General features: G+C 41.7%; 13 protein-coding genes. 1 reads left to right on the plus strand and 12 read right to left on the minus strand.

Annotation, left to right across the window (positions count from 1 at the left end):
* Positions 1 to 44: 44 nt before the first annotated feature.
* The 7 genes from D8805_RS02125 to D8805_RS02155 are packed head-to-tail and all read right to left on the minus strand — an operon-like array spanning position 45 to position 6,450.
* The gene (locus tag D8805_RS02125; protein WP_125415264.1) at positions 45 to 383 is read right to left on the minus strand and encodes a YlbF/YmcA family competence regulator; all 339 of its coding nucleotides are present in this window, start codon (positions 381 to 383) and stop codon (positions 45 to 47) included.
* A gap of 10 nt (positions 384 to 393) precedes the next feature.
* A complete protein-coding gene (locus D8805_RS02130; protein WP_125415265.1) occupies positions 394 to 1,497 on the minus strand; it encodes a prephenate dehydrogenase in 1,104 nt (367 codons plus the stop codon).
* Between the two features lie 9 nt (positions 1,498 to 1,506).
* Positions 1,507 to 2,673, minus strand: coding sequence for a chorismate synthase (gene aroC / locus D8805_RS02135; protein WP_001269881.1), 1,167 nt, complete (start codon positions 2,671 to 2,673; stop codon positions 1,507 to 1,509).
* 9 nt (positions 2,674 to 2,682) lie between these two features.
* Entirely contained in the window at positions 2,683 to 3,750 is a 1,068-nt protein-coding gene (aroB, locus tag D8805_RS02140; RefSeq protein WP_125415266.1) for a 3-dehydroquinate synthase, read from the minus strand.
* 18 nt (positions 3,751 to 3,768) lie between these two features.
* The gene (locus D8805_RS02145; RefSeq protein WP_000762490.1) at positions 3,769 to 4,623 is read right to left on the minus strand and encodes a shikimate dehydrogenase; all 855 of its coding nucleotides are present in this window, start codon (positions 4,621 to 4,623) and stop codon (positions 3,769 to 3,771) included.
* Positions 4,613 to 5,290 carry a type I 3-dehydroquinate dehydratase gene (gene aroD, locus D8805_RS02150; protein WP_000780374.1) on the minus strand — a complete coding sequence of 226 codons (678 nt, stop codon included), beginning with the start codon at positions 5,288 to 5,290 and terminating at the stop codon, positions 4,613 to 4,615. The genes D8805_RS02145 and aroD overlap by 11 nt, the downstream gene beginning before the upstream one ends.
* Positions 5,287 to 6,450, minus strand: a complete 1,164-nt coding sequence (locus D8805_RS02155; RefSeq protein ID WP_001079982.1) for a class I SAM-dependent rRNA methyltransferase — start codon at positions 6,448 to 6,450, stop codon at positions 5,287 to 5,289. Before D8805_RS02155 ends, aroD begins: the two co-directional genes overlap by 4 nt.
* A 272-nt stretch (positions 6,451 to 6,722) precedes the next feature.
* On the opposite strand from D8805_RS02155, the gene D8805_RS02160 reads away from it, so the two are divergent.
* Positions 6,723 to 8,171, plus strand: coding sequence for an alpha-amylase (locus D8805_RS02160; protein ID WP_125415267.1), 1,449 nt, complete (start codon positions 6,723 to 6,725; stop codon positions 8,169 to 8,171).
* Between the two features lie 87 nt (positions 8,172 to 8,258).
* On the opposite strand, the gene alaS is transcribed toward D8805_RS02160, so the two are convergent.
* The 5 genes from alaS to csm4 form a co-directional block, all read right to left on the minus strand.
* The gene (gene alaS / locus D8805_RS02165; protein WP_125415268.1) at positions 8,259 to 10,877 is read right to left on the minus strand and encodes an alanine--tRNA ligase; all 2,619 of its coding nucleotides are present in this window, start codon (positions 10,875 to 10,877) and stop codon (positions 8,259 to 8,261) included.
* A gap of 20 nt (positions 10,878 to 10,897) precedes the next feature.
* Positions 10,898 to 11,383 (minus strand): LURP-one-related/scramblase family protein, encoded by a 486-nt coding sequence (locus D8805_RS02170; RefSeq protein ID WP_125415269.1) that lies wholly within the window; start codon positions 11,381 to 11,383, stop codon positions 10,898 to 10,900.
* A gap of 300 nt (positions 11,384 to 11,683) precedes the next feature.
* Positions 11,684 to 12,973, minus strand: a complete 1,290-nt coding sequence (gene csm6, locus D8805_RS02175) for a type III-A CRISPR-associated CARF protein Csm6 (RefSeq protein ID WP_185774556.1) — start codon at positions 12,971 to 12,973, stop codon at positions 11,684 to 11,686.
* Positions 12,970 to 14,049 carry a type III-A CRISPR-associated RAMP protein Csm5 gene (gene csm5, locus D8805_RS02180; protein WP_125415270.1) on the minus strand — a complete coding sequence of 360 codons (1,080 nt, stop codon included), beginning with the start codon at positions 14,047 to 14,049 and terminating at the stop codon, positions 12,970 to 12,972. Before csm5 ends, csm6 begins: the two co-directional genes overlap by 4 nt.
* Positions 14,046 to 14,951 carry a type III-A CRISPR-associated RAMP protein Csm4 gene (csm4, locus tag D8805_RS02185; RefSeq protein ID WP_125415271.1) on the minus strand — a complete coding sequence of 302 codons (906 nt, stop codon included), beginning with the start codon at positions 14,949 to 14,951 and terminating at the stop codon, positions 14,046 to 14,048. Before csm4 ends, csm5 begins: the two co-directional genes overlap by 4 nt.
* Between the last annotated feature and the right edge of the window lies 1 nt (position 14,952).

A 14,952-nucleotide genomic window follows, 5' to 3' on the forward strand; every position in this document is an offset into this window, starting at 1 on the left:
AAGCCAGAAATTCCTGAAATTTCTGGCTTTTATACAGATAAATACTATTTCAATAATTCTGAAACAGGTTCAAAGACAATTTTTTCAATGTCTGAAAGGTAAATAGACAATTGTTGCTGTTTGGCAAAGAAATCTGACAAAAGAGCGTTCTCTTGGATTTGCTTGCTGAAAGACTGCATCTTTTCTTGGAAAGAGGCATCTGGCATTTGTCCCGTTTGCGCCATGACTTGGATTTCTTGCTGGAAGGTGAGGTAGTCTGCAAAAATCTTGCTAGCTTGTTCATCAGCTTGGATGGCATCTTTTGCAGCCTTAACCGCCTTGTATTCTGGTAGTTCGCGTAACCCGCGACTGAGTTCATTTGCACTATCGTAAATATTTGACATGATTTTCTCCTTATTTGACGACGACTGTGTAGTCCGTATTTTCTGTAATTAAGCGCTCAGCTCGTTCTAAATCTTGAGCATTTTTAAAGGAAATTTGTAGAATCCCGTGAACATCCTCACGGTTTTCTTCGTTGATGTGGATATTGACCAAGGAAGTCCCACGTAGCAATTCCAAAATCCGCAAGATAACATCTTCTTCATCGGGAACATCGACATAGAGGTCGTAAGAGCTATCCACACCTCCACGTTTATGGATTTCCATAGCCTGCCGTTGCTCACGTGCTTGGTTGAAAAAGTTCCAAATCTGCTCTTCTTCCCCCTTGCTAATAGCCTGACCAATCCCATCTAAGCGTTCCTTGAAATCCTCAATCCGCCCTAGAATAGTCTCTCGATTGGACAAGAGAATAGAAGTCCACATACCTGGCTCGCTTTCCGCAATTCGAGTCATATCTCGAAAACCACCCGCCGCAAAGCGCCTTGTCATCTCATGTTTTTCAGCATAGACAGCTGTTTGCTCCATGAGACCTGATGCCAAGATATGGGGAAAATGGCTAATCTGGGAAGTCACTCGATCGTGCTCCTTGGCATCAATTTCAATGAAACGAGCATGGAGACCAGAAAGTAGGTCCTTCATTTCTGAAAGGGTTTCTGGAGTAGTTAAACTCGATGGAGTAAAGATATAGTAGGCATTTTCAAAAAGATTAACATCCGCAGAAGCAGCTCCTGTCTTGTGGCTACCAGCCATGGGATGGGCCCCAACAAAGCGAACAGGCTTGCCAGCCAAATACTGCTCCGCTGTATCCACAATGGCTGACTTGGTCGAGCCAGCATCTGAAATAATGATGCCTTCTTTCAAGTCTAAATCTGCCAACTCCTGAATGAAAGCAATGGTCTGCTTGATCGGCAAGGTCAGAATGATGACATCTGCCAGAGGAGCAAAACTGGCAAAATCATCCGTCGCACGGTCTATCATGCCTTTTTTCAAGGCAATATCTCTCGAAGCCTGACTGCGATTATAACCTAAAATTTCATAATCTGGATGATCGCGCTTGATACCGAGCGCCATTGAAGCACCAATCAAACCGAGACCTGCGATATAGATTGTTTTTGCCATAGGAACTCCTTAATAGTTCTTTGTATATTCTCGGTGGTTAGCTACCGCTTCTTTTAATTCCTCAAGATTATCTGATGAGAATTTTTCAAGGATTTCTTGTGCTAGAACCGTTGCTACAACGGCTTCCATGACTACACCTGCTGCTGGAAGAGCGGTCGGATCACTTCTCTCCACGGTTGCCTTGTACGGTTCGTGGGTTTCGATATCCACACTCATGAGAGGTTTGTAGAGTGTGGGAATGGGTTTCATGACACCACGGATAACGATGGGCTGACCATTAGTCATACCACCTTCGAAACCACCTAGATTATTGGTACGACGAGTATAGCCGTCTTCTTTAGACCAGAGAATTTCATCCATAACTTGGCTACCTTTACGGTAACCAGCTTCAAATCCAAGACCAAATTCCACCCCTTTAAAAGCATTGATAGAAACAACTGCTTGGGCCAATCGCGCATCCAATTTTCTGTCCCATTGGACATAGGAACCAAGACCAACTGGAACGCCTCCGACGACTGTCTCCACAACCCCACCGATGGTATCACCGTCACGTTTGATTTGGTCAATGTAGTCCTTGATTTCCTGTTCCCGTTCTTGGTTGACAATAGAAACTTCAGACTGGGCAGCTCGTTGCTTGATTTCAGCGACGGTTAGATTTTCAGGTACATCGATTTCCTTGCCACCAAAAACCACAACGTGGTTGGCAATCTCCATATCAAGCTCAGCCAATAGGCGTTTGGCTACTGCTCCAACTGCTACTCGCATGGTTGTTTCACGAGCTGATGAACGTTCCAAGGAATTTCTCAAATCATCAAAACGGTACTTGATGCCCCCTACCAAGTCGGCGTGACCTGGACGAGGATGGGTGATTTTCCGCTTGCTTTTAAGGCGGTCTTCGATATCCTCAGCAGACATGATATCCAACCATTTTTGGTGGTCTTTATTGATGACATCCATGGTAATAGGAGCCCCTGTCGTCTTCCCGTGACGAACGCCTGAGGTAAAGACAACCTGGTCACTCTCAATCTTCATACGACCACCACGACCGTAGCCACCCTGACGGCGTTTAAGGTCTCCATTAATATCCTCAGCTGTCAAAGGAAGTCCAGCTGGAATTCCCTCAATGATAGCCGTTAGACGGGGGCCGTGTGATTCTCCTGCAGTTAAATATCTCATACGTTCTCCTTATTTTACCAAGTAGTCTTTCATCTCTTCCAGAGAAACTGGGTGAATGGTCGCTGAACAAAGCTCTGGCACCAAGACCAATTTCAAGGTGTTGCCACGCGCTTTCTTGTCATGAGTCAAAGCCTGATAAAGCTTGTCAACATCCCATTTTTCATAGTCAACAGGTAAGCCAAATTTCTGACACATCTCTGTAATGGACTGAGTTATGCCAGCTGGCATAAGGCCTTTTTCCTCAGCAACCTTGGCAATCTGTACCATTCCCATAGCCACAGCCTCACCATGCATGACCTTGCCGTAACCAGCTGTTGCTTCAATGGCGTGGCCAATAGTGTGTCCAAAGTTGAGGTAAAGCCGAACACCATTGTCCAACTCATCTTCGACCACCATCTTGCGCTTCACCTGACAAGAATGTTCAATCAAGGTCTCTGCATGTTCCAGAACGCTCTCAACAGAGCCATCCAGTTCTGTTAAGAGAGCCCACAGTTCTGGATCCTCAATCAAGCCGTACTTGATAACCTCACCCATCCCTTCAATCAACTCTCTTTTCCCGAGTGTTTCAAGGACAAGCGGGTCAATCAGAACCCCATCTGGTTGGGCAAAAGTTCCCACCATATTTTTAGCAAATGGAGTATTGACCCCCGTCTTTCCACCGATAGAAGAATCAACCTGAGCAGTCAAACTAGTCGGAATCTGAACAAAGTGAATGCCCCGCATATAGGTAGAGGCCACAAAACCAGCCAGGTCTCCAACGACACCACCACCAAGAGCCACGATCCCATCGCTACGAGTCAAACCTTGCTTAACTAGAAATTCATAGACCTTCTGAACAGTGGTTAAATTTTTTCGTTCTTCGCCTTCTAAAAAGTCAAAAACAGCTACCTGAAAACCAGCATCTTCTAGGCTGAGTTTAACCTTCTCTGCATAGAGAGAAGCTACATGGTTGTCGGTTACAATGACCACTTTTTGAGGTTGCCAGAGTTCTCGCAACCATTGACCAGCCTGGGCCAGACAACCTTTTTCAATCTGAATATCATAAGGATGATGCGGAATATCGATTCTGATTTTCATAGTAGGGTCTCCTTTTCACTATTTATATTTTTCTGTTAAGGACTGCCAAATCTCGTCTGTCGGCATTTCTTTACCTGTCCACAGTTGAAAAGCTTCTGCAGCTTGATAGAGTAACATTCCAAGACCATTAACGGCTGGATTGCCCTGACTTCTAGCCCATTTCAAAAATGGCGTCTCAAAAGGTTGGTAAATGATATCTGCGACCAGGAGAGCCTCTGGCAAATTGATACTTTCAGGAACTGGCGACGACTGACCATCCATGCCCACACTGGTAGCATTGACTAATAAGTCCGACTCGGCAATCCTTGATTGCAGTTCAGAAACATCTTCTAAAGCATACAAGTCCACTTTAAATCCTGTTTGCTCCTGCAACTTGGCTAGGTAAGGTCTTGTTTTTTCCATAGAAACTGAACGCACAAAGACTGAAATCTGACTGACCCCGTCCAAAATGGCTTGTGCCAAGATTGATTTGGCCGCTCCACCTGCGCCCAGAATGGTCATTTTCTTATCCGAGATTGCAAAAGAAGGCAAGCTCTTAAAAAATCCCTTGCCATCTGTATTATATCCAATTAACGTTCCGTCTTGATTGACAACTGTGTTGACCGCCCCAATCAAACGAGCCTCATCACTCAACTCATCCAGATAAGGAATCACTTGCTCCTTGTAAGGCATGGAGAGGTTGATGCCAAACATCTGGTAACGGCGAATATTGGCTACTGTTTCTGCCAAGTCACCCGCTTCAATCTCCCAAGCCACATAGACACCATTGGTAGCTGTCGCCTCAAAGGCCCTATTGTGGATGAAGGGTGAAATAGAGTGTTTGATGGGATTGGCAACAACTGCAGCTAAACGTGTATAGCCATCAAGCTTCATCCAAAATCTCCCTGATTTTTTTCATACTTGATAGAGAAATCTGACCCGGTGCACTGGCCGCATCCATGCTAGCAAAAGACCAGCTAGAACCTGTCACATCTGAAGTGATACGCGAAACCTTACCAATTTTCCCCATGGAAATAGTCACGTACTCTTGCTCAGGATTGAGTGTCTTGAAACCTCGCGTATAATTCATCAGATCCAAAACATCCTGAGCTGTATTTGCCATTACTGATACCTTCACTACTTTTGGAGTCAAGCTGGTCAATTCAGACAAGATTTCCATCATGTTTTCAGGTGTTTCCTGGAAATTGTGATAACTCAAGACCAGATTTGGAAAATCCAACATTTCCTCAAAAACATCCTTGTGGCTGAAATACTCAAAATCCACATAGTCTGGTTGGTAGAGTTGGGTCACTTCCTTGATGATTTGAACATACTCTTCTGAGGAAAGTTCGATTTCTCCTCCCTCAGCGCGAGTCCGAAGGGTAAAGACAAGTTCGCGTCCTGCAAATTTCTCAAAGATAGCGGGTGCTACCTGTAAAATAGCGTCTTTTGCAAGAAAGTCCGCACGCCACTCGATGATATCGGCATCTTCATACCTAGTGGCATCCAGTTCTTGCGCTTCTTCTAAACTTCTTGGCATTACTGAAACGACTAATTTCATCTACTAACCTTCATACTAATCACCTTGAGGTAATTACTGCTTTCATCTTTTTTATTATAGACAAAGTCTGCTGGAAGGCCATATTGGTTTAAGATCTGATATTTTCTTCCTGCAAAACCTTTATCAATTTGTTCTGTAAATTTCTGGCGGGAAACATTGGCAGCATTAGTACTGGCAATGATAATACCTCCAGGATTTAAAATTTCTAGACTCTGGGAAATCAACTTGTGATAGTCCTTCGCCACAGAAAATGTTTGTTTTTTATTGCGGGCAAAGCTTGGCGGATCTAGGACAATCACATCATAGGTCAAGCCTTTTCGCTTGGCATACTTGAAGTACTCAAAGACATCCATGACGATAAAACGATGATTGTCCGTGCTGAGTCCATTTGCCTGAAAATGAGCTTCTGACAACTCTCTGGACCGTTTGGCCAAGTCGACAGAAGTTGTCTCACTCGCGCCTCCCATAGCTGCAGCAACAGAAAAGGCAGCCGTATAGGAAAACATATTGAGCAAGGATTTGCCCATTGCAAGACCGTCAACCAGACTCCCACGAACCTCATGCTGGTCTAGGAAAATCCCTGTCATCAAGCCATCATTCATAAAGACTTGATAGAGCAGGCCATTCTCAAGAACAGTAAAGTAGTCTGGCGCTTCCTCACCATAAACATAGGCAGACTCGTAGTCTAGACCTTTAAAACGAATCTTCTCATAAGCCCCCAAGACCTCAGGAAAAACTTCCTTAAAAGCCTTAACTATCAGCTCACGAATCTGGTAAACAAAGGAGTTGTACCAAGAAAAGACAGCATAATCTCCGTAAAGATCAAGAGTCAGTCCACCAAAACCATCCCCCTCTTGGTTAAAGAGGCGAAAGGCAGTAGTCAAGTCATCCTGATAATAAGGCTTTCTAGCTTCCTTGGCCTTACGAAACAGCATTTCAAAAAAGGCTTGATTGAAACGAACCTTTTTCTTGCTGATGAACCAACCGATTCCCTTATTCTGCTGAGAAAGATAGGCGCTCCCTAAAAAATTCCCGTCTTGACTAAGAACTTCTACTGCCTGATCCGTCAGATCAATATCTCTTAAATCACTTGCTTCCAAAAGAACTAGACCCTTAGCTAGCTTTTTTTCAACACGTCTGCTGACCCTAATTCTATTCATAGCTACTATTATAGCAAATTTTGTGACAATTCTCAAAAAAGAAACCGTTTAACCATATGTACTTTAGTTTACTGAGTGTCATTTTTGTTAAAATAAGTTTATTCCATTTACTTTTTCACCAAAACATCCTCTCCCTTGTGATGGAAAGAGAGATTTTAATCGATAAAAATAGACAATTTCAGAAATGAGTATAGAATCTTGCGCAAACGTTTGCCTAGTTCTAAACTTTATGGTAGAATAAAACACAACATTGATAAGCAAGAGGAAAAACAATGCAAAATCAGACACTTATGCAATACTTTGAGTGGTATCTGCCCCACGACGGCCAACACTGGACGAGATTGGCAGATGACGCAGAACACCTAGCAAATCTTGGTATCAGTCATGTCTGGATGCCACCTGCCTTCAAGGCAACCAATGAAAAAGATGTTGGCTATGGCGTTTATGATCTTTTTGACCTAGGTGAATTTAACCAAAAAGGGACTGTCCGCACCAAGTATGGGTTTAAAGAAGACTATCTTCAAACGATTCAGACTCTCAAGGAGCATGGAATCCAGCCTATGGCTGATGTGGTGCTCAATCACAAGGCCGCTGCTGATCATATGGAAGCCTTTCAGGTTATTGAAGTGGACCCTGAGGATCGTACCGTTCAACTAAGCGAGCCCTACACTATCAATGGCTGGACTCACTTTACTTTCGATGGTCGCCAAAATACCTACAATGACTTCCACTGGCACTGGTACCACTTCACAGGTACAGACTACGATGCCAAGCGTCGTAAGTCTGGCATCTACCTGATCCAGGGGGACAACAAGGGCTGGGCAAATGAGGAATTGGTCGATAACGAAAACGGTAACTACGACTACCTCATGTATGCTGACCTAGACTTTAAGCATCCTGAAGTCATCCAAAACATCTATGACTGGGCTGACTGGTTCATGGAAACGACTGGTGTAGCTGGTTTCCGCTTGGATGCCGTTAAGCACATCGACTCCTTCTTTATGGGCAATTTCATTCGTGATATGAAGGAAAAATACGGCGAAGATTTCTATGTTTTTGGTGAATTTTGGAATCCAGACAAGGAAGCCAATCTAGACTATCTCGAGAAAACAGAGGAACGTTTTGACCTTGTCGATGTTCGTCTCCACCAAAACCTCTTTGAAGCTAGTCATTCTGGAGCAAACTATGACCTTCGTACTATCTTTACTGATAGCTTGGTTGAACTCAAGCCTGATAAGGCTGTAACCTTCGTTGACAACCACGATACCCAAAGAGGTCAAGCCCTTGAATCAACTGTTGAAGAATGGTTCAAACCAGCAGCCTATGCCCTTATTCTATTACGCCAAGATGGACTTCCATGTGTCTTTTACGGAGATTATTACGGCATTTCAGGGCAATATGCTCAACAAGATTTCAAAGAAGTTCTTGACCGTCTCCTAGCCATCCGAAAAGACATGGCCTATGGAGAGCAAACAGACTACTTTGACGATGCCAACTGTATCGGATGGGTTCGTTCAGGTGCTGAAAATCAATCCCCAATTGCTGTCCTTATCTCCAATGACCAAGAAAACAGCAAGTCTATGTTTGTCGGGCAAGAATGGGCTGACCAAACCTTTGTTGACCTCCTTGAAAATCACCCAGTACAAGTTACAATCAATGCTGAAGGTTATGGAGAATTTCCAGTAGCAGCAGGTTCAGTCAGTGTCTGGGCAATAAAATAAACCTATCAGTTACAAGTCAAATCCAAGCGGATTTGGCTTTTTTGCAATCACAAAAAGACCTATCCTAATAGATAGATCTTTAATGTCTTACAATTTACCTGCTACTGCATCCAAGAGTTCTTGGATTTTCTCTTGGTTGCTTCCTCCTGCCATGGCCATGTCTGGTTTACCACCACCACGTCCATCAACGATTGGAGCCAATTCTTTAACAAGGTTTCCTGCATGAAGGTCTTTAGTCTTGCTAGCTACGAGGACATTAACTTTGTCGCCGATAGCTGCAACTAGGACAAGCAGGTCAGAGTAGTCTTTTTGTTTCCAGTTATCCGCAAAGGTACGAAGAGCACCTGCATCTGATACAGAAACTTGACTTGCAATGTAACGGTGTCCGTTTGCTTCTTGAACATTCTTGAAGACATCGCCAGCAGCTGCGGCTGCAGCTTTTTCTTTCAACTCAGCATTTTCTTTTTGAAGTTGACGGAGTTGCTCTTGAAGCCCTTCAACCTTATGAGGTACTTCTTTAAGTTGAGGTGCTTTCAAGGTTGCGGCGACAGCTTTAAGAGCGTCTTCTTGTTCACGGTAGGCTTCAAAGGCTTCCTTACCAGTCACTGCCAAGATGCGACGGGTACCTGAACCGATTCCTTCTTCTTTGACAATCTTGAAGAGACCAATCTCAGAAGTGTTGCCAACATGGGTACCACCACAAAGTTCGACAGAGTAGTCACCAATTGTAACAACACGGACTTCTTTACCGTATTTCTCACCAAAGAGGGCCATAGCACCCATTTCTTTAGCGGTATCAATATCCGTCTCAACAGTTTCTACTGCAATTGCTTCCCAGATTTTTTCGTTGACTTGCTGTTCAATCGCACGCAATTCTTCAGGAGTTACGGCTTGGAAATGCGTGAAGTCAAAGCGAAGGAATTCTACTTCGTTCAGAGATCCTGCTTGTGTCGCATGGTGGCCAAGGATATTGTGAAGGGCCGCATGGAGCAAGTGAGTGGCTGTGTGGTTTTTCATGACACGATGACGACGATTTGAATCAATTGCCAATGTGTATTCTTGGTTCAAAGCAAGCGGTGCAAGGACGTCAACAGTGTGAAGAGCTTGTCCGTTTGGTGCTTTTTGAACATCTGTCACAGTAGCTACGACATTTCCATCAGCGTCCAAGATTTGTCCGTGGTCTGCAACCTGTCCACCCATTTCAGCGTAGAATGGTGTTTCCGCAAAGATAAGAGAGGCAGTTCCTTCAGAAACAGCTTCTACTTCTGCATTGTCCGCTACGATAGCCACCAACTTAGAAGGCAATTGACTAGCATTGTAGTTGAAGACACTTTCCACTGTAATGTTTTGGAGGGTTTCATTTTGCATTCCCATTGAGCCACCCTTAACAGCAGACGCACGCGCACGTTCTTGCTGCTCTTTCATGGCTGCTTCAAATCCTTCACGGTCGACAGTCATACCTGCTTCTTCAGCGATTTCTTCTGTCAACTCCACTGGGAATCCGTAAGTGTCGTAGAGTTTGAAGACATCTTGCCCCGCGATAACGTTTTGACCTTTCGCTTTCAAATCAGCTACAATGGTTTCTGCAAAGTGTTGACCTGAATGAAGGGTACGGGCAAATGACTCTTCTTCGCTCTTGACGATTTTCTCGATAAAGTCACGTTTTTCAAGCACTTCTGGGTAGTAGCTTTCCATGATTTTTCCAACAGTTGGAACCAGTTTGTAAAGGAAAGGCTCGTTGATGCCCAATTTTTGACCGTGCATAGACGCGCGACGGAGGAGACGGCGAAGGACATAACCACGACCTTCATTTCCTGGAAGGGCACCATCACCAATGGCAAATGAAAGGGAACGAATGTGGTCAGCGATAACCTTAAAGCTCATGTTGTCGCCATCTTGGTCATAAACCTTACCAGATAACTTCTCAACTTCACGAATGATCGGCATGAAGAGGTCAGTTTCAAAGTTAGTCTTAGCCCCTTGGATAACTGCCACCAAACGCTCCAAACCAGCGCCCGTATCAATGTTCTTGTGTGGCAATTCCTTGTATTCGCTACGAGGAACAGCAGGGTCTGCGTTAAATTGTGACAAAACGATGTTCCAGATTTCAATGTAACGGTCGTTTTCGATATCCTCTGCAAGCAGGCGAATACCGATATTTTCTGGGTCAAAGGCTTCACCACGGTCGAAGAAAATCTCTGTATCAGGTCCAGAAGGTCCAGCACCGATTTCCCAGAAGTTGTCTTCGATTGGGATCAAGTGGCTTGGGTCCACTCCTACTTCAATCCAGCGGTTATAAGAATCTTTATCATCTGGATAGTAGGTCATGTAGAGTTTTTCAGCAGGAAAATCAAACCATTCAGGGCTTATCAAAAGCTCATAAGCCCAAGTGATAGCTTCGTCACGGAAGTAATCTCCGATAGAGAAGTTCCCCAACATTTCAAACATAGTATGGTGGCGAGCTGTTTTTCCGACATTTTCGATGTCGTTGGTACGGATAGCTTTTTGCGCATTGGTAATACGTGGATTTTCAGGAATAATAGTCCCGTCAAAGTATTTCTTAAGGGTTGCTACCCCAGAGTTAATCCACAAAAGAGTTGGGTCATTTACAGGAACCAAGCTGACTGATGGTTCTACAGAGTGTCCTTTGCTTGCCCAGAAATCAAGCCACATTTGGCGAACTTGAGCACTAGATAGTTGTTTCATAATATCTCCTTATTACTTGTTTAATTTGATTGGCTTTCCAGCATCTCCACATAGTCAATCGCGACACAGAGGGAAATGACTAGGTCTGCATAAGAGTCTTCATAGACGGTTACGGTGTAAGTTGAGGTCAAATGGAAAATCTCTTTCCGAATCTCGGCAACAAGCTGATCACGATCATCTAGCAATTTGAAATTCAAATCCCAGATATTGCCCTCGATACGAAGCCCTAGATTATCAAACTCATACTTATCTCTCCAGAAGGTCAACTTCTTACGAATAACGAAATTGAAACCGTTTCGTAGCTGAATAGTAAAGCGAGGAAGCAAGGTGAAAAATTCTTTACTGATTTCACTAACTTGTTCACCATAGGCGTCATAGATGGTAAAGGTCTTAGGAATTTGAAAAAAAGATCCCTCCACTTGATAGTTCACTACTCCTCTGTCATCCTTGATATCAAAGCGTTCGCCCCCAAGACGAAACTTTTGTTTCACGAGAAATGTCTTCATAAACACCTCCAAAAATCAAAAGACAAGCTCACATCACGAAGGGCGAAAAACCGCGGTACCACCTTCATTCAATGAACTTGTCATTCTCAAAATCTTATGCAATTGTATGATTGAGTAGCATGAATTCCTACCTTAGATGGCTCGCAGCACCGCCATTTCTCTGGACTAAGATGACAGAAAATCAATTCTCAACTTTCTTATTATATCGTTTTTTTAAGTTTGCGTCAACTGGAAAAACAAGGACTCATAATCTCATGAAATGTTTCACCAGAAAGGTAGACTTATCAATAAAGGTATGCATTATTGACGAAGTAAGTCAAGCATTTCATTATTAAGTGCTTGATAACAAAAGAAATAGCTATCATCAATCTCGAATGTATCTTGTAAAATAAAGCGCAAGGTATCTATTGTCTGTTGCAATTTCTTAGAATTGACTAGTTTACTATCAATCTCTGACAAACCATGTGCCACCTTATTTCTCTCATTGTTTAAAGAAATGATAACTCTAAGTGACTTAATTAATTCAGGACTATATTTGTAATACTCTAAAATTTTAGTGTATATAATTAGATTTAGAGTTGTTGTAGGAGAAAAGTCTTCTTTTTTGCCCTCATTTTCATTCTGTGCTTTTTTATAATCACTATCTAAATAACCGATAACTTTTTCAAAATCTTGATGTTCTTTGTTTAGTTTAGGTAACTTATTTTTATATGTTATTAGATTCGGATGGTTCCTTTTTATTCTATCTTCTAATATAAATTCGACTAATGATTTTGACTTAATCAAAACATCTGCTACTTGACCTCGTTTGTTTAAAATCTCAATCATCAAAAAATAATTAAGGGCTTTTTTCTCAACCTCTGAAAGTGGATATTTCTGAATTTCTGAAAGAACTTCTTGTTTTTTAAAAACATTTACTAAGTCGGTTAGAATGATTCTTAAACGAGCTAACTGCTTATTTGAAAGCAGCCCCTTCGAATCTCTCCGGATAACAATCTTTTCAACAGCTAAATAATCATATGACTCTATCAAACTTCTTAAATGACGTTTAACTAAAGAATGATTGAACTTCTCCGCTATATCCATGATACATCTGTTTTCATAATTATCCTGATTATCTTCATTATTTTTAAACAGATTATCTTCCTCTTCCTTGGAGAGTATTTTTTGGGGATTGTTAGATGAATTACTAGGAGTGGTAACTTGAATTGCCTTCGTATTATAGTCATCAATTCGGTTTATAGCGAATAGAGCTGATTTTATCTGAGGAGTACCAGAAGATAGATTTAGAATTAATTCCTCCCCTAATTTAGAATACTCTTTTATAATTTTTCCTATGACTTCATACATTTTATCATACAAATAAACCTCATCATTCCTTAAGATTTGCTCATGAGTTTTCACATCAGGTTTATAGTCTTTAAATGAAAAAAGGGCTCTCTCAATAAGAGTTTTTTTAACTAACATTTCCTCACTATAGAGTAAGATGATTCTTTCTGGTTTATATTTTCGAGTTATGTGCATTAAGGCTGAATCTCTGTTCTTACTGATAGGATCTGTGTTACCTACTGCTGAAATTAAAATTGTCATTTAGTAAACTCCTTAATCATAAAGTTTGCTTTGCCCATCTCATAGAAAGACTCATCATTCATTATCAGTTTTCGAGTTGCTTGTGTTGTTTTAACACTTTTCCTTGGTGCTTTTGTTAATTTTAACACTCCCTTACCAACCATCTTTGTCTTCATTCGACTATATCGTTTTTGTAAGATTCCATCCGCTTGTTGAAACAAGGTTTTTGTCCAGGCTCCACTTCCCGCCCCCAAATAGATAGGATATTGAAGATTTGGCTGAATTTTATTTTCAGGAAAATCTGATAAGAAAAATTCTTTATATTCTTTGTAAAAAGCTTGTGCTCTCTGTCCTAATTCCTCAATTAGGATTCCAGCTTCCTTAGTGGTTGTAGTAATGATGAAATTGATTCTAGTTAAGGGTACGATTGCTTCTCTGTATAAAGGAAGAGGCTTGGCAGTTAAAGACTTGGCTGAATAATCCCATTTTTGAACTAGAATAATCTGCTCATTGTTAAATGGCTTACTATCACTAACACGAATGGCATTGAACAAGTCATTAAATTCTTGACCCTTTTTGGCACCCCAAGGAACCATCTTTTTGTTTTCTTTAGGACTTCTACCACGAAAATCGACTGCATTCTTATTGTTCCAGTCAGGATTGGTATTCATTAAAATGGTCCGAATAGCTCCCTTTAAGGAACTACCTGGAATATATGGACTTCCAAAAGGGTCTCTAATAAATTTTGTCACTTCATTTATCGTGCCTAATTTGGAATCGCGATTATTTTTTTCAATTTCCAAACCAGTCTCAACAATCCGGTAACCACCGAAATCACGATTAGATATCCGGTTATCATCCAAGAAGGAAATCAAGCGATTATTTCTGGCGTTTGGCTTTGTCTCTTGTAAAAACCGTTCAAACTTCTGGTCATAACCTTTCTCCACCATTCGATTATAAAACTTACCCATATCTGGGAAATAAAAGTAGCCATTTTCATAGATAAATTCTCGAGAAGTATATTTCTCACCATTCCCAATATGGATAGGAGCCATGGCTAGGAGGCTAAATTGAAAGGTTCTATATTCTGTTCTCATCTTTCTCCCTCCATCTTGAAAAATAGTGGTTTAGCATAGTTTAATACTTCATGTGGGAAATCTAGAGGCCTTACATCCACAATCTGTCCTGTAAATGTTTCAGAGAAAGTAGATCCAGAAGCAAACTTATATAAATCCTGCTTTCGGTAATTTTCATTAGTTTCTGTACTAAAAGCAAAACCACTTGATTTACTTAGTAAATAGGAACCAGTTTCCATAGCATATTCAAGTTCCTTTTCGACTGGTAGAGAAGTCGTCAAGGTCATGACAGGTCCTTGATGGACCTTAGTAAGACGATTTTTAAGAGCATCAGGTATGTCTGTAATGGTTAAATCAAACCGTCCATAACCGCTGGAGCGTTTCCCACCAATTCCTGTATACTGCAAGCTTGTTATGAGTTCATTCAAGAGGTTTGATTCGGTCGCAATCACGTAAAGAGAAGAGTTGTCTGTAAATCTAACGGTAGACACTTGGAAAAGGTTTCCATCTACATGAGGTTGGTTTTTAGTGATGATGTTTGTTACTGCATGTTCTGCGTCTTCAAAAAGAGTTCCATTTACATAAGAATCAAATTTATCCAAAGGGATAAACTGAAGTTTCTTTGCCATTTTCGCTTGACGTCTTACTTCTCTAACATCCGTTGTTAAGTCCGGCTGATCAAGCTTTGGGAATCCTATCGGCTTAGGTAAAAATGGACCTGACCGATAGGGAAATGCATCTGTCAAAACAAATTCATCTTGACCTGCTAATGATACAAATTCCCCCATTTTCCCCATTTTTTTCGCTTCAATAGCTAAGGCAGAAAATAAGCGATTAGCTGCAAAAGTCATTTTAGAACTATCCAGAGTACCTGCTCCAAAGTGAGCAGTATGGAAGTTCATAATATACATCTTATAGGTCATA

It is taken from the genome of Streptococcus oralis subsp. dentisani, assembly GCF_003944205.1.
Classification (GTDB): Bacteria; Bacillota; Bacilli; order Lactobacillales; family Streptococcaceae; genus Streptococcus; species Streptococcus oralis_BH.

Excerpts from the sequence above, each read along its gene's own strand:
- aroC (WP_001269881.1), bottom strand. The coding sequence starts at position 2,673 with ATGAGATATTTAACTGCAGGAGAATCACACGGCCCCCGTCTAACGGCT.
- csm4 (WP_125415271.1), bottom strand. The coding sequence starts at position 14,951 with ATGACCTATAAGATGTATATTATGAACTTCCATACTGCTCACTTTGGA.
- D8805_RS02170 (WP_125415269.1), bottom strand. The coding sequence starts at position 11,383 with ATGAAGACATTTCTCGTGAAACAAAAGTTTCGTCTTGGGGGCGAACGC.
- D8805_RS02155 (WP_001079982.1), bottom strand. The coding sequence starts at position 6,450 with ATGAATAGAATTAGGGTCAGCAGACGTGTTGAAAAAAAGCTAGCTAAG.
- csm5 (WP_125415270.1), bottom strand. The coding sequence starts at position 14,049 with ATGAGAACAGAATATAGAACCTTTCAATTTAGCCTCCTAGCCATGGCT.
- csm6 (WP_185774556.1), bottom strand. The coding sequence starts at position 12,973 with ATGACAATTTTAATTTCAGCAGTAGGTAACACAGATCCTATCAGTAAG.
- D8805_RS02125 (WP_125415264.1), bottom strand. The coding sequence starts at position 383 with ATGTCAAATATTTACGATAGTGCAAATGAACTCAGTCGCGGGTTACGC.
- D8805_RS02130 (WP_125415265.1), bottom strand. The coding sequence starts at position 1,497 with ATGGCAAAAACAATCTATATCGCAGGTCTCGGTTTGATTGGTGCTTCA.
- alaS (WP_125415268.1), bottom strand. The coding sequence starts at position 10,877 with ATGAAACAACTATCTAGTGCTCAAGTTCGCCAAATGTGGCTTGATTTC.
- aroD (WP_000780374.1), bottom strand. The coding sequence starts at position 5,290 with ATGAAATTAGTCGTTTCAGTAATGCCAAGAAGTTTAGAAGAAGCGCAA.
- aroB (WP_125415266.1), bottom strand. The coding sequence starts at position 3,750 with ATGAAAATCAGAATCGATATTCCGCATCATCCTTATGATATTCAGATT.
- D8805_RS02160 (WP_125415267.1), top strand. The coding sequence starts at position 6,723 with ATGCAAAATCAGACACTTATGCAATACTTTGAGTGGTATCTGCCCCAC.
- D8805_RS02145 (WP_000762490.1), bottom strand. The coding sequence starts at position 4,623 with ATGAAGCTTGATGGCTATACACGTTTAGCTGCAGTTGTTGCCAATCCC.